This is a genomic window from Paenibacillus sp. A3M_27_13 (assembly GCF_024213315.1).
Classification (GTDB): Bacteria; Bacillota; Bacilli; order Paenibacillales; family Paenibacillaceae; genus Paenibacillus; species Paenibacillus polymyxa_B.
Window position 1 is genome coordinate 8,784 of record NZ_JANAVE010000016.1, and the last position, 24,658, is coordinate 33,441.

Annotated in this window: 4 protein-coding genes; all 4 read right to left on the minus strand. The window is 54.9% G+C overall.

From position 1 onward, the window contains the following. Positions 1-13 precede the first annotated feature (13 nt). The 4 genes from NLX82_RS27160 to NLX82_RS27175 are packed head-to-tail and all read right to left on the minus strand — an operon-like array spanning position 14 to position 24,642. Positions 14-1,249 carry a beta-ketoacyl synthase N-terminal-like domain-containing protein gene (locus NLX82_RS27160; protein ID WP_254349291.1) on the minus strand — a complete coding sequence of 412 codons (1,236 nt, stop codon included), beginning with the start codon at positions 1,247-1,249 and terminating at the stop codon, positions 14-16. After that, positions 1,218-1,466, minus strand: a complete 249-nt coding sequence (locus tag NLX82_RS27165; protein WP_090739058.1) for an acyl carrier protein — start codon at positions 1,464-1,466, stop codon at positions 1,218-1,220. Before NLX82_RS27165 ends, NLX82_RS27160 begins: the two co-directional genes overlap by 32 nt. Continuing rightward, positions 1,463-14,491 carry an amino acid adenylation domain-containing protein gene (locus NLX82_RS27170; protein WP_254349292.1) on the minus strand — a complete coding sequence of 4,343 codons (13,029 nt, stop codon included), beginning with the start codon at positions 14,489-14,491 and terminating at the stop codon, positions 1,463-1,465. Before NLX82_RS27170 ends, NLX82_RS27165 begins: the two co-directional genes overlap by 4 nt. Further along, a complete protein-coding gene (locus tag NLX82_RS27175) occupies positions 14,488-24,642 on the minus strand; it encodes an SDR family NAD(P)-dependent oxidoreductase (RefSeq protein ID WP_254349293.1) in 10,155 nt (3,384 codons plus the stop codon). Before NLX82_RS27175 ends, NLX82_RS27170 begins: the two co-directional genes overlap by 4 nt. Positions 24,643-24,658 lie beyond the last annotated feature (16 nt).

The following is a 24,658-nucleotide window of genomic DNA, read 5'->3' on the forward strand; positions in this document are numbered from 1 at the left end:
GGTGTTGCGTGTATTAGATTTTTTGTAGACATAACGCTGTATTGATCCCACCGAATCCCAGGCTTAGCTTTAGCATTCTTGTCATCGGATACTGAATTGCCCGTTCCTGTACCCAGTTAAAAGAGTCATCGACCGGCTCAAACAGATTGCGCGTTGGATGAAGTGTTTTCGCCTCCATCTGCAGCAGACCAGCAATAAGTTCAACTGTTCCGGCTGCGCTTAAGCCATGTCCGGTCAGCGACTTGGTTGCATTGATGGGTGCATGCGCAAGTCCGCACTCGCGCAGTGCGTTTAGCTCGGTTGCATCGCCCAGCACCGAACCGGTGCCATGCGGGTTGACGTAATCAATAGCCGTAGGCGGCAGGCCGGCTTGCTTCAGCGCCCGCCGGATCACCTGCACCTCTCCCTCTAAGGAAGGATTGGGATTGCGGTTGCCGTCCGAGGCGATGGCCCAGCCTGTAATCGTAGCGTACATTCTCGCTTGGCGGGATGCGGCGAAAGCGGCATCCTCTACAACTACCGCTCCGCTGGCCTCGCCGTAAATAAAGCCGTCATGCAGACGGTCAAAAGGACGGCAGGCGGCGGCCGGTTCGTCGGCGAAACGGTCGCTCCCCATCGCCCCCAACGAGCGAAACCCTTGGCATTCCATGTAAGACAAATCCGCAAGCGCTCCCAGGGCAATACAGACATCCACTTGCTTAGAGCGTACAGCTTCGACGGCCTGAATCACTGCCGCCTGGCCGCTGGCCGAAGCGCCGCCAAGCGTAAACGCCGGCCCATGAATGCCGAAATGTTCGGTGCATATCCCGCATAAATCGCTGTCCATGTAGGCAAGTCCGTATGTAGGCCGCAGAAACGCTAGACGCTCAGCGTAAGCTTCATAGGCCAGCAATTGTTCGCGCTGCTGGAAGTTCGAGCCGCCGATGATCAGCCCAATACGTTCCGGTTCTACGCCGCCGAGACGGGCATCGTCCCAAGCCTCCTGTAGCACCGTCAAGGCGGCTTGGCTCGTTAAGGATAAATTACGCAGTTGACGGGACGTGAAGCGCTCCGGTAACCGAAGCGGCGGCAGCTCCGCTCCCAAGAATGCGGTCTGTTTCTGCCGTCCGGGTCGCTTCATCACGTCAAAGCCGTGCCGCCCTTCCATAAGGGCGGACGCGAACGCCTTCTTCCCTTGAGCTATCGCAGAAACTACCCCGACTCCAGTAATGACCGGCTCAAACCGATTCATGTTTGCTGTGAAGGACATCCACCAGTTCTCCTATGTTGCGGGCGCCAAATAATTCCACGCGCGGAATTTGTAACGACAACGCCTCCATGACCATCATTACGATTTCCGCCCGGTCCAACGAGTTGGCGCCCAGATCAGCCAGCCGGTCACTCGGCTGAAACGAATGCCCCGACAACTCCGGCAGTACCTCGCAGATCTGGCTTATGACCAGCGTCAACAATTCTTCTTTACTCATTTCGCGGTCCCCTTCTCTTGTATAAATTGATAAAGCTGATTGGCTTCCGCCAGTTCAATCTCGCCTCGATAAAGCAGATCCAGCACCTCATCCAAAGTAGGCGGATCGGTCCGTTTGCCAAGCCCGACCAGCTTCCCTTCGGCAGGAGGGCATGCCTTCCCATGCTCCCTGGCCACATATGCCGTAAACTCGGCCAGATTCGGATAGTCATAGATTTTAGTTGCCGCGATTTGGGTTCCAAACCGTTTGTTCACCGAGCGGACCCATTCCACACCGACAATTGAATCCATTCCCAGTTCAATGAACGGCCGAGTCGGACTTACCGCTTCCCGCTCAAGAAACAGGGCTTCGGCCAGGGATACTGTAAGTTCTTCAAGCAGATGGTCCGCTGGGTCCGCAACCGGCGCGGTATGAACGTCGGTGCCCAACTGCGTGGAAGCCTGCCTGTCGGCCGCAGGAACTTCGTTCTCCAAACGGCGCCGTTCCTTGGCCAGAAACCCAGCAAACATGCGGACCGTCGGATAATCGTATACTTTGGTAGCTGCAATTGCAGTGCCGTAACGTTTATTCACCGACCGTATCCACTCGACACCGACTATCGAGTCCATTCCCAGTTCAATGAACGGCCGAGTCGGACTTACTGCTTCCCGTTCAAGAAACAGGGCTTCGGCCAGGGATACCGTAAGTTCTTCAAGTAGATGGTCCTCCGGGTCCGCAACCGACGCGGTGTGAACGTCGGTGTCCAACTGCGTGGAAGCCTGCCTGTTCGCCGCAGGAACTTCGTTCTTTAAACGGCGCCGTTCCTTGGCCAGAAACCCGGCAAACATGCGGACCGTCGGATAATCGTATATTCTGGTAGCGGCAATTGCAGTGCCGTAATGTTTATTCACCGACCGAATCCACTCGACACTGACTATCGAATCCATCCCCAGCTCAATAAAAGGTCTGTCGGCCTCCACCAGATCCGGCTCCATAAACAAAGCCTCACCTAGACTGGTGCACAGTTCAACCGCCAACGCTTCTGTCTCTTCGCCACTGGGAGCCACCGGCATCGGCATTAGCGCAGGCAATTCAAGCGCTGTTTTAAGTCCAGCTGGCCGAACGCCATCCGGGCTTTTTGACACGGGAGTTAGCGAGACGAACGGTTTCGTCCGCTCAAAAGCTTCGTTCTGTTCGGGGATCAGCCCGCTCAGTGGGCGAAGCGCTATTTTACCCCGCTTCCTTGCTGCAGCAGACAAGGAAGCTGCGGCTTCCGCGGGAACATCCACCGTTTCCGGCTCAACCAATGCAGCCAGTTTGTGTCCGGCGGGAATATCTTTCCGCATTGTCGTCTCTGCCGGTTGCCGATTCGCTTGCAACGGTATATTTTCTGCGGCCCTCCTCACAAGAGATGGTGCCGCCGACTCCGGTTGCAGCATCCCGAGGGGGCGCTGGATAATACGCGACAGCCAATAACGCTCTCTCGCAAAGGGATAGCCTGGCGCATGAGCACGGTGCACTCCGCAGTTCATAAAGAGTCTGCTCCAAACCAGGTCATATCCTTGGCAGTAAAGCTCGGCAAGGGAGAGCAAGGTTTCATAATACAATTCAGGTCGCTTAAGCTGGTCGCGGCTCTGCTCCAACAGTTCTTCGCCATAACGGGCAATGTCTTGTGTGCCGCTGAATTCCCGCTGCACTACGTCCATGTACAAACCCGGAGGCTGTGATTGGCTGCCGGATTGAAGCAGAGCGGATACAGCCTCTTCGCAGTTGCGGACGACGACGGCACAGCGGTAGAGAAAATGGAAACGGCCCTCCAGGAGTGTACGGCTCAGTTCGGCCAAATCCGGGGTTTCCTTCCCGCCATGCTGCAATACAGCCAAAAGATCGGCTATTTTGCCCTCAAGCGCAGCTTCGCTTTTGGCTGACAACAGTAGCAAATAAGCCGGAGTCCCCGCTTCAACCGGTTCCCGCCGCTTTTCGTAACCTTCGACAACAACATGAGCATTGGTGCCGCTCATCCCAAACGCGCTGACCGCACCTAAACGGCGCTTCCCCGTTCTGCTCGGCCAAGGCTTGGCTGTTTTATTCAGATAAAAAGGGCTTCGCTCCCATCGGATGTATTCATTATCTTGCTCACAATTCAGCGTGGCCGGAATACATTCGAACCGCAAGGACTGAACCATCCCAATTAAACTTACAAGCCCCGAGGTCCCAAGCGTGTGGCCGAAATTCGTTTTATTGGAGATTATGGCGCAATATTGTTCACGGCTGGTATAGGTTTTAAAAGCATCACATAGCGCGTTGAACTCAACGGGATCGCCCAGCTTTGTTCCGGTTCCATGCGCAGCCACAACCTCAATCTCTTCTGGCTGAATTCCATAGCGCTTATATACTGTGCGAAGCAATTTGCTCTGTGCAGCCCCGTTCGGCGCTGTAATCCCGTTTGTTTTGCCGTCATAGTTAATACCGCTGCCTCTGATTACCGCATAAATCGGATCGCCGTCGGCTTCGGCATCGGCTAGCCGTTTCAGAATAATGGCCGCTGCCGCTTCGCCCGGAACCAGTCCGTTCGCCCGCTGGTCGAAAGCGAAGCACTTGCCGTCATCGGATAACATGCCGGCCTGACTCATGCCCACATACGTTTCTTGAGCGGCAATGACAGTGGCTCCGGCTGCAACCGCCGTATCGCTCTCGCGGTTTCGCAAACTCATGCAAGCCTGATGGACGGCCACCAGCGCCGAGGAGCATGCCGTATCGATCGCCATGACCGGACCGTCGAGATTGAGGAAATAGGCAAGTCTAGAGGCAAGAACGGCGTTGCTATGCGATGTTATGTTCCCTCTTCCCGCAGCCAGCAGCGCATAATCCCCTTGTTCAAGACCGACGAACATGCCTACGGTTCCCGAAGCGATTTGATTGGGGCCATAGCCTGCATCCTCCAGAGCATTCCATGTTTCCTGAAGCAGAAGACGCCCGCGCGGGTCCATAAGCTCGGCTTCCCGGCGCGAAATATCGAAGAATCCCGGATCAAACTCCGCAGCACCCGGCACAAAGCCCCCCCGGTTGCAGTTAGTGGTTCCCACTTCAAGCATCGGGTCACCGGCGATGCTCCGCCATTCCCAACGCTCGCCCGGAATTTCCTGAACCGCTTCGCGGCCTGCTTTCAAGATCTCCCACATCTCTTCAATGTTGCGGGCCATCGGGAACTGTCCGCTCATACCGATAATCGCTATAGCCTCCAGTTCCTGCGGAATTCCCTCCGCTGCAAGCGCCGGGCGATCATCGGCCGTACTTGCACCCTCGACGCTGCCCTCTGCGTCTAAAGGCCTTAATGATACCCCCGCCGCTTCAGTTCGGTTGCCGGGTTGGGATGGCACACTAGTGGGCTCGACTCCTCCGGCTACCGTTTCGGCGTAATTCCGGAGCATGGATTCCCCGTGTTCTAGAAGCAAGTAATTACCGACCGCGGCAATGGTAGAGTGGTTGTAGAACAGCGGTGGCATTATTTCAATACCAAAACGATCCGATAGGCCTCTTGCCAAATCGATCAGGCTGATTGAATCAAAACCGAAGCCAGAAAAACTCTCTTCATAGCTCAGTTTGTCGCAGGGGATTTTTAAGATACGGCTGATTTGCTGCTTCAGTTCATTCTTAATGAAAAGTTCCAACCCCCGCTCCCGCTCCGCCGCATGGCCGGGCGAGTTCAAATGGAGCGGGACTTCTCTACTCGTTTCCCCTGCTGTGACTGTGAGTTCCCGGATCCGCTCAGGCCGGCCGGGAAGAACAATGCTGTGGGAGCCGCTGGTAGAGAGCAGTTGATCATACAGAGAAAGTCCCTCATCCGTTTCCAGGTAACGCAACCCGCTGTACTGCAAATATCGCTCCTCTTTCGCAGCGTTGCCGGCATGCATGCCTCCTTCCCGCCACAGCGGCCACAGTATAGCGACGGCCTTTCCATGGCGCATTGCGTTTTGACGCAGCTCGTTGCGGTAGCTGGCATAAGCCAGTTGAAACCGACTGCCTGCCGCATAACTGCATGAACCGAAGTCTCCCAGCACAGCCGCGACCGAAGAAAAGTAGCAGATAAAATCCAGCGGTTCATCCCCCAACACCTCGTCAAGAACCAAGGTTCCGTCGATTTTGGGCGCCAGTTCCTCTTGCAGGCTTTCGGCCGTTCTTCCTAAAATGTCCTCTTCCCCCAAAACGCCTGCCGCATGAATCATGCCGTCGATTCTCCCGAATCTGTTTCGGGCTTTCTGTATCTCTATCTTGAACCACTTGGCGTCGGTAATATCGGTTTGGGCATAATACACCAAACTGCCGAGCTCCTCCAGCTCGCTGATTTGCGAACGTTTATGATCATCCAGCGGCGACCGGCCAGCCAAAATCAAGTTTACCGGATGCTTCATCGCCATATGGCGAGCTAGCAACAGCCCAAGTCCCCCCAGGCCACCGGTGATCAAGTATGTTCCGCCAGATTTCAGCATGCGACCATCCAGAGGCGCCGCTGCCGTTTTCAGGCAAGCGGCATAACGCTCGCCTCCACGGTAAATAACACTTTCTGTCTTGGCACCCTGCATTTCCGTCCACAGCAAGGCCAGCCAGCGATCCATCGTATCGGCGGTGCCACCCGCTGCTTCGCAGCCGATGACGGCAGAACGCGTATGAGGCAACGCCAATGAGAGAGAGCGGATAAATCCAATCCAGCCCTCTGTATAGCAACGATCAAGACCGTCTATGGCTGACGATGCACAATAGAGTCGGCGCGGTCTCAAACCGGAAGCGGCTATGCCCTGCACCGCATAAGACAAGCCAGCAATATTACGAAGCTGTTCTCTCGCTTCCACCGGCCAAACACATACAACGGCATCGACTGGGCCATGGTCACTGTGGACAGCTTGCAAAGCTGTTCCAAATCCTTGTGATGAAACCTCGTCCACTATATATGCCGTCGGTCCCGATTGCAGGGCATGGTCGGCCGCAACGATAATCACCTTAATCTGCGGCGCAAGGCTGCGCATCGTGTCTAGCACAACTCGTTGCGAATCAGCGGAAGTTAACAGGAAGACCACTGTCCTCCATACGGCGTCAGTTGCTTCCGGTGAGTACTCTATTTCCCGCTCTGCCCACACTTCCTCCAGGATTGCGGGTGCATCTTCCTGCATTGCAGTCGGTTCGGCCAAGTCCATAGCCGCAGGTAGCCGATTGGCAGCCGCAACGGATTCCGACGCTGCAAAAGCGTTGCGACTCCCCGGCAGCCAGTATCTTTCATTAGCGAAGGGATAGCCAGGCAGCGGGACCTTGGATGGCAGCCCGTCCGTATAAAGCAGGCGCCACTCGAGCGGAACGCCTCTGACCCATAGTTCCGCCAACTTGCCGTGCTTCCCTTTGCGCAACCAAGCCTCTACCGTCGACCGCATGTCCTCGTCTTCCGCAAACAGATGCATGGATTCCCGCCGGGTGTTGGCTTGGCCACGGTAAACATCGGAAACCGTTTCTTTCCCGTCGCTCACCTGCTCCAGCTTGCCAGCAAGTTCGGCGAACGAACCGGCGACAATGGCCAGCCGTTCTTCCAGGGGCTCTCTTCCGGTTTGCAGGGTGTAGGCCATCTGCTGCAAACTCATACTCGTCTTCAACGCTTCATTTGTCCTGTGGACGGTTTGCAGCAATCTCCGGGCATACTCCTGCAGTTGCTCCCCGCTCTTTGCGGACAGCACAAATAGTTGACGGGATACTGTCTCCTCCGGCAGCGGCCGCAAGGGAGCGGCGTATTCCTCCAGCACGACCGTCGCATTGGCGCCTCCGGCACCAAATGAGCTCACCAGCGCCCTGCGGGGATAGACAATGGTCTTCCCGTCTTGCTCTAGCTCAGGTTGTCTCCATTCCGCCAACTCCTGCTGCACCATGAACGGCGTCTGCGTGAAATCGATATTCGGATTTAAATGCTTGGCATGCAGCGATGGAACCAGCTGGCGATGTCGCATTTGCAACAGCACCTTCGTAAGCCCGGCAATTCCGGCAGCCGCTTCCAAATGGCCGATATTTGACTTCACAGAGCCGAGCGGGCAGAATTGATTTTCGCCGGTGAACATCCTGAAGCTACGGGTCAGTCCTGCAATTTCGATCGGATCTCCCAACAGAGTTCCTGTTCCGTGCGCCTCGACATAGCTGACTGTCCGCGCATCCACCTCTGCCTGGCGCAGCCCGGCGAGAATCAGCTCACTTTGAGCCACCGGATCGGGTACGGTGTAACCGTTGGTCTTGCCACCGTGGTTGACCGCCGTACCTTTAATAACGCCGTAAATATGATCGCCGTCGGCAATCGCCTTGTCCAATGGCTTTAGTAGCACAGCCCCGACCCCTTCTCCGGGCACAAAACCGTTGCCGCCTTCGCCAAAACTGCGGCAACGGCCATCCGTAGAGGACATCGACATCTGGGAGTGCATCAAATATTTGGCCGGATGAAGGGACAAGTTGACTCCGCCAACAACGGCAGCCTCGCATTCACCCCGTTTAATACTTTCAACGGCAAGATGGAGCGCCGTCAGTGATGAAGAACAGAGCGTATCGACGGCCATGCTGGGACCATGAAAATCAAAAAAGTAAGATATTCGGTTGGCAATTGAACCATAGGCAGAAACGACTGAAACCGGATCGGCGTCTTCATCTTCATGGCGGACAGCATTGTACAGTTGGTATTCGGCATACATAACCCCGACGAACACTCCGACACGTCCGCCAAATGCGCTCTGCATCGCTTCGCGGCTATAACCCGCATTCTCGAATGTATGCCAGACCGTTTGCAGGAACAAACGCTCCTGCGGATCCATAATTTCGGCTTCTTTGGGAGAAATATTGAAGAACAGCGGATCGAATGCATCCGCATCTGCCATAAATCCTCCCCACTTGCTATACATTTTGCCAGGATTCCGCTGTCCAGGATCAAAATGCGGACGGTAGTCCCAGCGTTCTGCCGGAATCTCCGTGATGCAGTCGATGCCTTGCTGCAAGTTTTTCCAATACTCATCCAGGGTTTCCGCTTGGGGGTACCGCCCATCCATTCCTACGATGGCTACACAGCGTAAGTTGCCTGCGGGAACAGGCCCACTCCCGACGTCCGGCAGACAAAGGGTTTGCATTCCCCTCGGTTTGCAGTTGCCCGGAGCCTGAAAGGCAGCGGCTTCATCTCCCAGTTGCGCTGGACCGATACCAAGCAGCTTCCGGGCTTGTACGGGATAGGTTGAACATAAATATTGCGCAGCTTCACGCAAAGTCCTGCATTCAAAGAACAACGTCTTCGGGCACTCCTCAAAATCACGCCCCAGCCTGCCGTTCAGCCTTGTAATCATCATGGAATGGATACCGTAATTCTCCAGGGGAGTATTCATATTCAAACGGTCCTCCGGAATTTCCGAAATCTCGGCAAATATGCCTAGAAGGTATCCTTCCAGACCGGGTAGCAAATGACCAGCCGCAGAGGTATCGCCTTCCGGCGATCTTAGAGCCTCGGCTTCGGCGGATGCTGAAACCTCCATTACAGCAGAAGGTTTATCGTCCAGCCAGTGGCTGATCCTGGCGAACGGATATCCGGGCATCGGCAATTTGCGCTCGGTACCCTGTTGTAGGAATTCCCAGTTCACCAGATCACCTCGCACCCAGCGCTTGGCTGCCGTCACAGGGTCCGCTCCGTCAATTTTGCGCGGCTTGGATCTGGTTCCGGCACTGCCCCGGTAAAGGCCTGCGACATTGCCTTCTCCCCGGTTGTATTGCTGCAGTTTGTTTCTTAACTCCGACACGCTTACAGACACTATAGCAAGTCTCTCTTCCAGAGCCTCCCGGCCTGACTGCAAAGTATATGCAATGTCGGATAACGCTACCGTTTCACGCTCTCCCAACCAGTCGGATAGTCTCGCAACCGACAAATCAAGCTGCTCGGCCGAGGCGGCTGAGAGCGGAATGACAAGCGGTCCAGTCTCCCTCTTCGCCCCGCCGGCCTCAGGCGCATTGCGGTACGCCTCCAGAACGACATGGCTGCCTGACCCCGTTGCTCCGTAAGCGCTGACCAGCGCTCGCAAAGGCCGTTCGTCGTTGCTCTTCCAATCCGCAAGCTCGTCGGCCACCGTTATTTCATCTGCTTTCCACGCAGCCAGCGGATTCAGCGGCAAGCAATGGAGCGTGGGCGCCAACTGGCCATGCTGCATTTGCAAAAGAACCTTGGTTATTTGGGACATCGCCGAGGCAGATTCCAAGTGGCCGATATTGCCTTTTATCGACCCGACGCGGCACGGCCCTTCTGAGCGCTTTATATTGCCGAACACTTCGGAAATCGCCTGCATTTCGGCGGCATCGGCCATTCCGGCGCCTGCCGCAGCCGCTTCAATATAACTGATGGAGGAAGCCTCCACGCCTGCGTTATTCAATGCTTTTCGCATCGAAGCAGCCATTGCAGAAGCGTTCGGTGCACCGAATCGCATTGTACGTCCGGTGTGGCTGATGGACGTCCCCTTAATCACACCGAGAATGTTGTCTCGGTCCCGCTCCGCGTCTTCCACCGGCCGGATCAGCATGACTCCGACGCCCTCGCCAGCCAGCCAGCCTGAGGCTTGGGCACTGAAAGGTCGCCCCTCGCCGTCCTTAGACAAAAAGTCGATGCTCTTCAACAGAAGCTCATGATACTCATCCGTCATCAAATTGACGCCGCCGACGAGAGCGGCATCGCACTCGCCCCGCTTGATGCTTTCGCAGGCAAGGTGAATCGCCGTAGCCGCCGAAGAGCAGGATGTATTGACCGCTATGCTGGGGCCATCCAAATTAAAGTAATAGGAAACTCTGTTGGCGATAGACGAGTGGAAGGCCATCGGCTGCTCCATTAGAGAATCGTCGCTGGGGCCGCTGCCCCGATTCTGGTAATCACTCCACATCGCGCCCATAAATACGCCTATAGAACCAGCTGTCCGCGACAATCCTTCCGCTGTATAGCCCGCATGGCTCAAACAATCCCATGCTGCTTCCAGAACGAGCCGTTCCTGCGGATCCATCGTACGTGCTTCTCCGGGAGAGATATGGAACAACAGGCTATCGAAGCAATCGATATGCTCCAAATACCCGCCTTTGCTTCCATTGTACGGAGCGGCAGGGAGAGAGCCTGTCCACAGCTTTCGGCGTTCATCTGGAAGTAGAGATATCGCGCTGTTGCCGCCTCGAAGCAGTTCCCAGTAATCCTCCAGGCTGTGAGCTCCGGGATAGCTGCCGCTGAGGCCAATGATTGCCAGATCGTGCTGAATAACCCTCCGTTTCAAAGCCAACGGCATCCGTTCCGGCGATACCTGGGACAGGGACGGATGATCCTCCAGACGTTTCCATCCCGCAGGCAGCGCTTGATTCACCTTACCGCAAGTGAAGCTATGGAGCATCACATCCTTGTCGCCCAGCTTGAATCCTACACGAACACGCTCAAATTTCAGCCCGCCGATCGGACATACGCCAATGCCGAATTCGGCTTGGCGCTCCATTAACAACTGACCCATGTATCCCGCTTCCAGTAGAGCATAATACAGGCTTTCTCCCTTGAAGATCGGCTCCAGATCGCCCAGCCGGCCGATCATAAACAAATTGAACGCCGAGGATTGGAAATGCTTGCGGTTGAATGGTGTATGAATCTGCTTGACGAATCCCTCGGTCGCTGAAGACATTCTTACCAGCGAGTGCAAAACGGCGTCGTAACGGTAAATGCCTTCCTCCAGATTCTCGATACCGCCTTCCTTGGCGTAGAGATATATGCTTACCGCGCGGATTCCGGCGGCATTTGCAGACAAATACCTGTCCATTCCTTCCGTCGTCTGCGGTCTGAACAGCGTCAGCAACTTCCCAAGCCGCTCTAGCGGTACTGGACCGATCTGATAGTTCCGTTGGCAAGCACGCATCTCATAACGTCCATTGGCCGATGGCATACGCTCCAAGGGTACTGTCGCTTCCCCCACGATTTCCCGGAGATGCAGCCGTTTCGCCATAAATCTAAAGTGTTCCTTCGGGCTCATGATTTGCAGTTGATCCCACTGCGAAATCGACTCAATATCGAGGCATTCGGCGTACGCGCCTTCGTTGGCGGCATCTGTAAAATGCGTTGTAGAAGTTTCACCCGTTTCCCGCAAGTATTCAGCCAGCGTCTGCATCTGTCCGCTGTCTGCAGCAGAGTCCGGCACACCACCCAATATACAATGCAGGAAACGGTGGCCCTGATTGAGATGCATACCTTCACGTATTGCACCAAAATCGAGGCCTGTCACTGGATAAACGCCCAGTCCGCAATCTTCCTGTCTGCTTACCAGTAGTTGGGCCATGTACCCCGCCTCCACCGTTGCGAGCACCTGACTGCCCATCTGGTAAATCGGCACAATGGCATCCATCTGCGCAATAAAAAACAATGCAAATCCGGCCGTATTTACCACGGTCCGATCGCGGGGCATAAATGCCGCCCGTTCCAGCTCAAAACGGCCATTAATCAGAGCCAGCACATGTCGCTCGGAATGAAAGTAGTAGAGACCACCCTGCAGGCCCTCCACTGCTTGTTCTTTAACGAAAATATAGGTCTGAATGGCATTCAGACCTCCCGCAGACGGATAATGGTATTTATACTTGCCGCCGTCCGCTTCTTCACACGCTCCCAACCAGGATATCATTCTGCTGAAAGACCGGAACGGAATCTTGCTGCTGGCAAACCGCCGCGCCGTTTCCCCCTGGCTGTATGCCGATGGGTTAAAGGACGCGAGGGAGAGTTCCGTGATTGCACCGTTATCTGTAGTGTCCGTCGCATTTAGTGTTTGCGTTTCCTGAATCTCAACTTCGGCCGCATGTATCCGCGGCAGTTCCCCCTCCCCATGTCCGGGAGCAATCCGCTGCGCGACATAAGCCGATACCGCTGCAAGGTTAGGTTCATCCAAAAAGAGATCGACAGGAACCGCAACGCCATACCTCCCCTGGATGTTCTCCACGATTTGCACCATTGTCAACGAAGTTGCGCCTTGATCGAACAAGTCATCCCTGGGAAGGATTTCTTTCAAATACAGCGCATCGGCTAAATAAGCCGTCAATTCACGCAGCACTTTACTCTCGGAAGTTTCGGCAGGCGCACGCCCCACCGATGGGCCCAGACATAAGGACGGCGCAGCTATGCTGCCTGTAGCTCCGTCAATTTCCCCACGGTTAAGCGCCTGCGGCGATTTGTTTGGGAAGTTGCCGGTTCGGGAAATGTATCCCGCTATGGCCGCCACAGTGGGTTCATCAAGAAAGATTTCGATCGGTACAGCTATTCCATACTGCCGGTTTAGATTTTCTCCTACCTGAACCATCGTCAGCGAAGTAGCCCCATTGTCGAACAAATCATCGTCTGCCCTCAATTGATCCGTTTTCAGCAGCTGCTTCATCTCTTCCAGCAGTCCGGCCGTAATGTCTGCCAGCCAGGCTACGCCATCAACAGCGGCTTCAGCATGCCGTGCAGAAGATTCGGCGGGAAAATCAGAAGTATCGACAGGCCAAGGCAACGCTTTGCGATCCAATTTCCCGTGGGCCGTTACTGGCAACGCCTTCATATATACGATACGGTTTGGCACCATATAACCAGGCAGCTTGCTTTTGGCAAATAACCGGATCTCTTTGACATCGGGCCATACCCCGCAGGGCTCAACATAAGCGATCAGTTTGGGATCACCGCTTTCTTCGTCCCTGACCATGGCGGCGGCATCCGCGACCGCATCATGCTGCCGCAGTACCGCTTCGATCTCGCCCAGCTCTACCCGGTTGCCGCGAAGTTTAACCTGAAAGTCGATCCGGCCCAAATATTCCACCATGCCGTCAGCCAGATAACGCACGCGGTCTCCGGTTTTATAAATTCTGGCCCCCTCTACTCCGCTGAAAGGATCGGGGATAAAGGAAGCTGCTGTCAATTCCCGCTGGTTCAAGTAGCCCTTGGCCAACCCGATCCCGCCGATATACAGTTCGCCTTCCGCCGCCGGCCTAAGGGCATGATCCAGAATATGCAGCTCAATATTGTCGATCGGGCGGCCGATCGGAACTTTGCGGTCCTCCCGCTCCTCACACTCCCAATACGTAACATCGATAGCCGCTTCAGTCGGGCCGTACAAATTATGCAATCGTGCACAGAGCTTTTGCTTGAAAGCAGCTACCAACTCAAAAGGAAGCGCTTCCCCGCTTGTGAATACATGCCGCAGTGTGCGGCAATGCAGCACGCTAGAATTTTGTAAGAAAAAGCGCAGCATGGATGGAACGAAATGGCATACCGTTAACTGTTCCTGCTGAATCAGCCGTACCAGATAATCGCTGTCTTTGTGACCATCCGGTTTGGCCAGCACAAGACAGGCTCCGGAAAGCAGCGGCCAGAAAAATTCCCACACCGATACATCAAACGTGAATGGGGTTTTTTGCAGCACCCGATCTCCGTCGTTTAGCCTGTACTGCCGCTGCATCCACAACAGTCGGTTACAGACTGCCCGGTGCGGTAGCATACATCCCTTCGGCTTGCCGGTGGAACCGGATGTGTAAATGACATAAGCCAGATTGCCGGGAGCCGCCAGGCCGTCCGGATTATCCCCACGTTCATCTTCCATGCTCTTCCATTCACTGTCCAGGCAGACTACTGTGCCGTCAAACCCGCTCAGCTTATGCGCGTGTTTATCTTGGGTGAAGACAACGCTTACCCCGGCGTCCTCCAGCATAAATGCCAGCCGTTCTCCCGGAGATTCGCAATCTAGAGGCAGATAAGCCCCTCCCGCTTTCAAAATTCCGAGCAGCGCAACTACCATCTCCAGAGAACGCTCCATGAAGACGCCTACGATGCTGTCGGGACCAACGCCGATGCCCCGCAGATACCAAGCGGTACGGTTCGCCCGTTCATTTAGTTCGGCGAAGGAGAGTGTCTGCCCATTGAAAAGAAGCGCCGTGGCACAGGGAGTTCGTTGCACCTGCTCCTCGACCAGTTCATGCAAGCACCGCTTCTCCGACTGTTCATCTGCTTGCAGCATGTTCATCGTATCACATACCTTTCGTCGTTATGGCCTTGGCCGCGAACAACATAATCCATAGATTTTTCCTGGACCAGCTCGTTCCAGCCGAATTCATGCCATGAATATCCGTTTGAGGAGGCAAGCGCCTCTAGGGTGGACACATATCTGGAAAACATCTCCTTGATCATCTGCTCAGGATACACGCCTCTCAGCACATCCCACTGAAAGTAAAGCTTGCCGCCGCGCTCTTCGGCGATATGGTCCAGATAAACCTGCGGTGTTTTGGTGATGGTATTCAATTTCTTGAATTTCTCCGGCCAAACGAGTCCGCCTTGCGGCAGCAGATTGGTGAAGACAACCGGAAACAGCGGTCCTCTTTCCCCTCCTCTGCGCATAGCAGCCTTGCGCAACCCTTTCAGCCCGCTCACTGCCATATGCGATAAGTCCGCTTGAACAGTTTCTCCGCAGCGTCTAACATTATCTGCGAAGCTTCTGGAGTCGGTGCCGAAGGACACCCAGCTCATGGCGGTAAAATCACCGACCGTCTCATACATATGTGGATGGAGCGGGAGACGGTCCCAGCATGGTATGGCGATTGTAAAGGGCTCATGCTTCAACTGGGCTGCAAGGGTTCCGGCAAAGGCGGTCAGCAGTACCATTCCCGGTTCCATTCCGCGCTTGCCTGCGCGCTCTTTCAACGTATGCCAGGAGGAAAGGACGCCATGATACTGTACATAATCTAGTTGACCACCTGCTGTGCTTCCCGCTGTCGAGGACAGATTAGGTCCGGGGGGCAATGCAGCAAACTTGCTTTCCCAATATCTCATGCTTTGGGCATAGCTTTCGGTTTTTTTATAAATTTGCAATGACATGACATAATCGCGAAACAGCCCAGCGGTCGGCGAAGGCTCTGTGCCGGATTGCTCGTACCCGTTAAGCCATTGGGCAAGGAGCAGTTGAATACTGTAGCCGTCCGCAATCAACATGTCGATGCTGAAGTGAATCCGGTAACGCCCCCCGGGCAGCACCGACACCCGGAGCTCAAAGTAAGGCCAAACATTCAGATCAAACACCCTGTCGAGCATTATCTGCTTCGTCAATTGAAGTGCTTTTTCCGCTTCCGCCTCGCTTTGATCCGACAGGTCGCTCCATTCGATCCGATATTCGGGCGGATGCTCCAGCAATTGCTGGACCCCATCCGGGCGGATCACGGTCGCAAGCATCGGATGAAGCCGCACCAAACAGTTCCAGGCCTCTTCCAGTTTGCCCCGGTCGAGTTGCTCCGCTTCAATCTCCTGATAGAACTGGCAGCTGCTGTTGCCGCCGGCCATATATGCGCTGCGTCCGAATACGTAAGCCTGCTGCTGATCCGTTAGCGGAAACGGCTTGTAACGGTCCTGGGGATTGCTTTCGAATGTTAGGCCCTCCGGGAGTTCGAATACCCGGCGGGGGCTGTCATCCGGTATTGCCGGCGTTCCTGTTACTGTGTTAGACGCTAGAGGCAAGTGCTCCCGCCGTTTCCCTTCCGCTGCATACTCCGTAAGGATGGATTCTTGCCATACATCCTCTGCAGAGGCAAGCTTGCCCAACAGAGCGCAATATTCTTCGAACATCGTCTGCATAGTGCCTTCCTGGAACATTCCCTCAGCCACATCCCAATTCAGCACCAGATCTCCAGCCCTTTCCAGAACCTGATGATCCAGGTACACTTGCGGCGTTTGAGTGACCATATAGCTGACCTGGTCAAAAAAACTGCTCTCGCCGGCTGCAGTCCCGCTGTTGATAAGCGATGTAAACACTACGGGCAAGGATGACGTTCCGTACATCCGGTTGCTAACCTTCAGCTCTCGGAGCGCGCGGACACCGCTGACGCTGCTATGGTCGAGAGCCGCCCACAATTGCGCCTGATGGCTGAGCAGACGATCGATAAACGCCTCTCCTCCGTCCTCCTCAATGATGAACAGGCTTGAAGAAAGAAACGGACCCAGCACTTGATCAAGCTGTGGATGAATCGGAACACGGTTCATCAGCGTAAGGATCAGCGAAAAAGTGCTCTGTTTGCTCCAAGCGCGGAGAATCTCGGTAAATGCTCCAAGGAGCACGATGGTTGGAGACACTCCGCCGCTGTCCGCTTTGCGCTTGAGCCGCTCCCATTGCTCTCCGGGCAGAATGGAAGTAAGTCTGGTTCTCTGGTATCGATCCATTCCGCTTAATTCAAGATCGCTACGCGTGGGCAAAAGTGGACCATAAGGCATGTCGTGCAGCTTATTCTCCCAGAAATCCAAATCTTGGCGGTGGCGCGGCGAGCCTTCAAACGCTTTAATCGCTGCAATGTAATCGCGAAAGCTAATCTCCAGCCCCGGTAAAACGCCAGCGCCCCGTTCATAAAGATGCTTCCACTGCTGCAAGAGCATAATTAAGCCACTTGCGTCGATGATAAATTCATCAATACTGAAGTGAACGAGATAACGCTGGTCCGGGCACAGGCTGATCCGGATATCGAACAACGGCCACTGGCCGGTCTCATATACCTTGTGAGACATAGCGTTCCGCGTCTTCGCAAGAGCTTCTTCCTGGGCCGGTGCACTTTTTCTCCGTAAATCTGCGGCTTTTATAGTATAGGAGGGCACCACCTCAAGCACTTGCTGCCTTCCCTCCGGCAGAATTACACAACGTAGCATATCGTGATGGGCCACCAGTGCTTCCCATGCCTTTCCCATCCAGTAAATATCCAGATCCGCCGCTTCCCACTCCAAATAAATATGGCAACCAGCGGGATCGCCGCCGATTTTTAGCTTGCGTCCCGTCAGGAATGATTCCTGCATGTCGGTAAGCGGAAACGGTTCATACCTTTTCTCGGGATCTGGGACCAGCACAGGGAGAAGCGCCCTTTCATCGGCAGACTCGCTCCGTTCGGCACCTGCATGCGCGGTATCTATACCCGGTAAAAGCTTTTCGGCATCCACGCTGACAAGCCAGTGACGAACGCTCTCTTCGAGCTGCTCCACGGTCTGCCGTTCATTTAATAAAGCCAGCGGCACCTCCAAACGGTAGGCCTCTGCAATCCTGAAGCGCAGGGTGACCGCCTGTATCGAGCTGTAACCCGCTGACGACAGCGGCTTACGAACCGAAAGTTCTGCCGGCGGGATGCCTAACACTTCACCGATAAGTCCCCGAATATCAGGCAATCCTTGTATTTCCGGAGCAGCTTGGCTTGGTGAAGTGACAGGAACAAAAGCGTTTGTCCGCTCCGCACGCTCTGCGGCAGCCGACCCAATCCAGAAGCGGCCCTGCTCAAACGGATAGGCTGGGAGCGATATTTTATAGACAGACCGTCCTCCATGCAGCCGATTCCATGGCAAACTGCCCCCTTTGGCCCAATAAAGCGCCAGCTTCTCATATTGGCGGTCTCCGAGCAGGGTGTTCAGAATAGTATCTCCGATTCTTCCGGACAGCAGACTGCGCAATTCGGGGTCCCCTTCCGACAACTCGCCGGTATACAGTCGAACAGTATTGTCCTGCTCTTCCCCGCCTGCTCCGGCCAATAACTGATAGTTCCGCAGTCCTGCCAAAAGTTCATCTCTGCTTTGAATCACCAATGCGAGCCGGCTGTCCATTTCTTTCCGGCCCACCTGCAGAGTATACGCCAGGTCGGAAAGCACAAGCGGTTCCCGCGCTTCCACATACTCCAGGAGCTTGGCTGCGGAAGCTTGCAGCTGGTTGCGGGTCATCGCCGACAGCACGACCAGTTGCGGCTCTGACTCCGGGGAAGCGGCTGCCGGAACCGGAATGTACTCCTCCAATACGGTATGGGCGTTGACTCCGCTGAACCCGTAACTGCTGATGCTCGCCCGGCGCGGCCGGCGATTTCCGGCCTCATCGGACGTAGGCAGCCACTGCCGGTTCTCGGACGCGATCCGGAATCGGCTGCCTTTCAGTGAGATATTCCCATTCAGCTCCGTAAATTGGGCGATGCCGGGTATCACCCCATGCTGCATCGCCATCAGCACCTTGAATAATTCCGACATGCCTGAAGCCACCTCGCCGTGACCAATGTTAGACTTCAAGCTGCTGATATAGCAGAACCGCTCGGCGTCCCCCTCCGATGCCGGAGCGCCAAATTCGCCGGCCAGCTCCTGATAACCCGATTTCAATGCACTGATCTCAATGCCGTCCCCCAGCGGAGAACCAATGCCGTGGGCTTCGATATAGGACACCGTGGCCGGGTCAATTCCGGCAGCCCGGTAGGCTTGAAGCATCGCAGACTTCATTCCGGCCGCACTTGGTGCGGTTAGCGACATACTGCGTCCTCCGTGCGCGACCCCGGTGCCCTTGACTACAGCATAAATATGATCATGGTCCGACAGTGCCAGGCTCAGCGGTTTGACCACCATGGCGCCAACGGCTTCACTGCGCACATAGCCGTCAGCCCCTTCTTGAAACGACATGGATCTGCCTGCGGGGCTCAGGTATCCCATTGCTTCGAATCCGATGAAGCTGTCCGGAGCAATCAGTAAATTGACCGCTCCCACTACCGCCTGGTCACATTCACCCCGGCGAATACTTTCCACTGCACGATGAAGGGCGACAAATGTTGATGAACACGCCGTTTCTATAATTTCGCTGGGGCCCCGCAGATCGAAGGCGAATGAAATCCGGTTGGCAATCATCGACGGAACAACAGTCGTCATGGCGAGCGATTCATGATAAGGAATATTTTGATACTCGGTTGGCCCTGCAGCTACGAACACGCCGGTTGAACGCTGAGACAGCGCATCCGCCGACATTCCCGCATCCTCCAAGGCATGCCACACTTCCATCAGCAGCAGTCTTTGCTGTGGATCCATAAGCTCCGCTTCGCGGGGGGAGATGCCGAAGAAGAATGGGTCGAAGCGGTCAACCCCATCAATAAAGCCGCCCCAGCGCTTGCCCCCCGCCTGCTCGCCAATACGCCATTTCCGGCGGTCTTCCGGCACCTCGGTTACGCATATTTTGCTTTGCAGCAAATTGTTCCAAAACGCCTCCAGGTTGTCCGCCATTGGAAATTTGCCGCTGATGCCGACAATCGCTATTCCTTCCGCCTGAGCAGGCTTCCGTGCAACTATAGCGGGGTCTATACCGGAGTGATCGGGCAATCGGCAGGACTCAACTTGATTCGTAACCGGCACCTGTACTACATAGCTTTCAGGCGTTCCGGTTGCCCGCCCAGTGTCCTCCTTACCGGGCAACAATGCTGTAAATGCCGAAGGATAATCACGGACTAGAAATTCGGCCAGTGCACGGATGGTTGTATATTCAAAAAAGATCGTCGGCGTCAAATCCAGTTTGTACGCCTTGTTCAACTTATTAGCCATTTCCGTAAATGTAATGGAATCAAATCCGTATTTGGTAAATTCGCTGTCCTCACGGATTTGCTCCGGACGAATCTTCAACTGCCGGGATACGGCTGAAGCCAGTTCCTTTTCCACAAGCTCATGGATCTGTGCGTCTGGCAAGGCAACCGCAGAACCGGCATCCATCACGCCAACAGGTACTGGCGCAAGCAGCCTCTCCTGAATCCGCGCAGCATCTCCTCCCATGGCCATGATCTGGGTTTTACCCGAGCCGTAGCACCGGTAAAACGTACGGATCCCTGTTTCCGTCTGTATGGGAACCATCCCCCAGCGGAGAAGCAATTGATCCTCGGCCGCTTCATTTACACGCATGCCGCCTTCCTTCCATAACGGCCAATTGACCGCCAAAGTCCGGCCGTTACGGCGGTCTTCGGCCGCAAGCCCATCGCGGTAAAGCGCATAGGCATCCATAAATGCATTTGCCACAGCATAATCGGCTTGTCCTATATTCCCCAAACTTCCAGCCACCGAAGAAGCTATATAAAAGAAGTCAAGCGGCAACCGGCTGCTGGCCTGATCAAGATGAACGAGACCGGCAACCTTCGGCGCCATCACCCCGCGCATTTGCTGCTCCGTCTTGTTGACGATCAGACCGTCATGGAGTACGCCAGCGCCGTGAAAAATGCCGTGAAGCCCGCCAAATTCCCCCACAATGTCTGCAATCAGTCCTTCGACGGCCATACAGTCAGCTACATCAACTGTCCGGTATACCGCCTGTGCGCCCAGCCTCCGCAGTTCCTCCAGCATGGCCTGCTTGCCGGCATCCATCGGTGATCTTCCGATCAATATCAGGCAGGGGCTGTTCACTTGATGCGCAATTTCTGCAGCGAATATCCGTCCCAATCCTCCGGCGCCGCCTGTAATCAAATAAATCCCGTGGTGACGCCAAGGCATACGTTCGGGAATCTCATGCGCCGTCTGCTCCCAGCCGGCCACATGCCTCACTCCGCTTTGGTAACAGATGTGGAAGTCGCCGGGATGACGGCTATCCGTATTCAGCTTATCGGCTATACTTGTGGCCGATTCACCGAGATCAACCTCAATCAGTTGGCAGAGGAGATTCGGGTGCTCCACCCGGACCGTACGAAGCAGACCAGCCAGTCCTGCAAAAACTCTCCCTTCCCCACGGTTAACCGTAACGAGCTGCAACAGCAATTTGCCGTTCCGTTTCTCTGCCATAGCGCCTTTCACCTGCTCCAGCAGGTCTATCGCATATCTCATGTACCGCTCCGCCACATTGCCAACATCTTCTCGCAAAACACAGCAATCGACACCGGAGAGCAGCGATGCAAGCGTCTCATGTTCCACTCCGTTGGGCTCACAAAAGAAGGCCATCCGCCGGGCATAGGAAATAGTCTGATTTGCCGCCTCCGCCTGACGTTCCCGCCAGACGGGATGCAGCAGCAGCGGTTGGCTGCCAGAAGAGTGTTCCTGTAACGACACCTCGCCTTCCAATACACGCGTCGAGAATCCTTTCATCTGCACACACAGTAACCCCGATTCATCAAACAAATCGATATCTAGCTTCTCCACCTTGTCACCGGCGTTGCTTCCCTCGCTGTATCGAATAGCTGCCCACATTGCGGCAGAGCATGGGTAATAAATTACCAGTTCTTGCAAGGCAAAGGGCAGGGCCATCTTCATTGTGGCTTCGTTTAGGCGCAGGCCCACTGATGCTTGAAGCGCTGCGTCCATCATGCTTGGATGCAAGACATATGCATTCTCGGTACCGGCAAGCGCTTGCGGCAGAGCAAGCTTGGCCAGCACATGCCCATCTCCGAGATAAATCGCCTTCACGCCCCGGTGGCCCGGACCGTAATCAATGCCCATCGCTGCATACAGCGCATAGCACTGTTCCGCGTCAAGCAGGTCGCGGTTGCATTCGCCGCGCAGCACATGCAAGTTTACCGATGCAGGAGCAGGCGCAGTGGTAAATGCCACTTTTCCTTGTGCGTGTACAACCGGATCCGCCCCATGTTCTTCGTCCTGACTGTATACATGGAATAAAATCTCGCCGGTGTTCTCCATCGATAGCCCGATATTCACTTGAAGAGGCGCTCCTGCTGAAACAATCGCCCGCGGCCACACCGTTTGCCTGATTACAATACTCTTCTGGTCTGTACCTGAATCCCCGGCGGACAATTCGGCGGCCGCACGCACCATTTCCAGGCATGCTACACCGGGCATAACCCGCTTTCCTTTCACGACGTGATCCGCCAGGAAAAACTCATCGCCTGTAAATATCGAGCGGTACCGTTGTTCTTTGATGGTTGACACATTTTCCTGCAAAAGAGGATGAATCGCGCTTGAGGAAAACTGCCGGGATGTGGGCTCCGTCTTCCCGTGAACCGGAAACCAATAACGTTCCTTGCTGAACGGGTACGATGGCAGCGGAATGCGGCGGCAGCCTGCCGTTCGGTAAAGACTTTCCCAATCCGGGTCATATCCCTGCACATACAAGCGGCCTAATTCTTTAAGATTGTTCATAAAAGAGTCCGGAGACCAATTGCGCGAAACGAGCTCTTCCATGATCCGGCCGCCTTTGACGCTAAGAACAGATTCGTCGGTCACTCCGCCCTGATCTTTAGGCTTGGTCCCGCAGGATATCACCGTTTCCAGTGCTTTAAGAAGCTCTTCTCGGCTGCAGGCGGCCAGAGCACAGCGAAACGGATAATGGCTGCGGCCCGCGGACAGCGTGTAGGCAATATCCACCAATGCGGCGCCGCCCCCGTCATGCTCAAGCCAGTGCTTCAAGCCAGACAGCCTACGGCTTAATGCCTCTTCGCTCTTCGCCGAGAGCGGAAACAGGTAGCTGGGAGTGTACGCTTCGCCCGCCGGCCGGTGCCTTAACGGGGGCTCTTCCAGAATCATATGGCAGTTGGTTCCACTGAATCCGAATGAGCTGACTCCTGCCCGCAGCGGTACGCCGGCGTCGGACCGCCAGTCCGTCAGCGTTGTATTTAGATAGAACGGGCTGTCCTCCAAACGGATATGTTCGTTGACCTGATCCACATGAATAGTAGGAGGAATTTGCCGATGCTTCATGGCCATTATAATTTTGAAGATTCCACCCATGCCTGCCGCCATAATCGTATGCCCGACATTCGGTTTATGTGAACCGATCGCACAATACCGTTTACGGTCGGTAAACGTCCGAAAGGCTTCTGTCAATGCCTTAATTTCAATGGGATCCCCCAGCTTTGTGCCGGTACCATGGGCTTCGATATAGCTAATCGTTTCCGGTGATATATTGGCATTTCTGTACGCCTCCTCAAGCAGCGCTTTTTGCGACAGCATGCTTGGCGCTGTAATCCCCTTCGTTCTGCCGTCCTGATTCATCGCCGATCCTCTAATGACACCGTATATAAAGTCCCCCTCGACCAAGGCGTCTGCCAATGATTTAAGCACTACCGCGCCTACACCCTCACCAGCAACAATTCCATCGGCCGAATTGTCGAAGGTTTTGCATTTGCCGTCCGGCGAAAGCATATTCGTCTTCGAGGCCATAATATAAAATTCGGGAGAGCTTAGTGCGAAGACGCCTCCCGCCAAAGCCATCTTCGACTCTCCTTTACGGATACTTTCACATGCCAGATGAATGGCAACCAGTGAGGAGGAACAGGCTGTATCAATGGACAGGCTTGGGCCTTTCAGGTTTAAAAAATAAGAAACCCGTGCCGCGAGAATCGCCATATCATTGCCGAGAAAAGTTTGCGAACGGATTTCTTCCGCTTCTAGTGTCCGGTCTTTGTAGTCCGACGCTCGCCCGCCGACGAACACGCCGATTTTTTGGCCGGAGAGCTGTTCCATCGGGAATCCGCCATCTTCAAACGCCTTGAAGGCCTCCTGAAGAAACAGCCGTTGCTGCGGATCCATAAGCTCCGCTTCCAACGGCGAAATATTGAAGAACAACGGGTCAAATGCCTCAATGTCGGCAAGCAAGCCACCCCATCTGCTAACCGATTTATTCCGCTTTGCAGGATCGCTGTCGTAGTAATCATCGGTTCTCCAGCCATCACGGCTAATTTCCCGGATGCAATCGTCCCCAGCCTGCAAATGCTGCCAAAACTCCGTCACGGATTCCGCGCCGGCGAACTGGCCCGATATACCGACAATGGCAATGTCATCTGGTTTGCCCGATGCAGCGGGAAAGGCTGGGGCAACTTCGACGCTTCCCTCTTCTTCGGAGGTGGGTGCAGCCTGTTGAATCTGCGATAACTCCTCCTCTCCGGCAATCTGCCTATGGATGAATGGAACCAATTCCTTAATTTCCTGGTAATCAAAAATAACCTCAACTCCTAGTTGAAGCCTAAACTCAGCATTCAGCCCCTCCACCAGTTCAACTGCCAGGAGCGAATTGATCCCCATCTCAACAAAGCTTGCATTGAGATTAGCCTCCGACCGCTCTTCTCGCAACAACCTGGCAAGAACCATCTTCAACCGGTCTTCAACGGCCGCCAGGCTCGTCTTCTGCATCTCCTGGCCCAAGTCCCGAACCTGATTACGCTGCCGGCCATCCCCTTCAGCCGGCTTATGTTCACTGATATGCGCCGCCAATTCAAAGACATTCTGGTAATCGAATATAACCTCAATCCCCAGGTTCAACGCCAGCCGCTCATTGATGGTTTCCACCAGTTCGACCGCCAGAATCGAATTGATTCCGAGTTCGACAAAGTTTGCCTCCGCATTCACAGACTCCGGTGCCTGTATTAAGCCGTCTAACACTGCCAGTAACTCCTCAGCGATTGCTTCCTGCTGCCATGCGCGATCACTCTTCAACATACAAGCCTCCTATCTT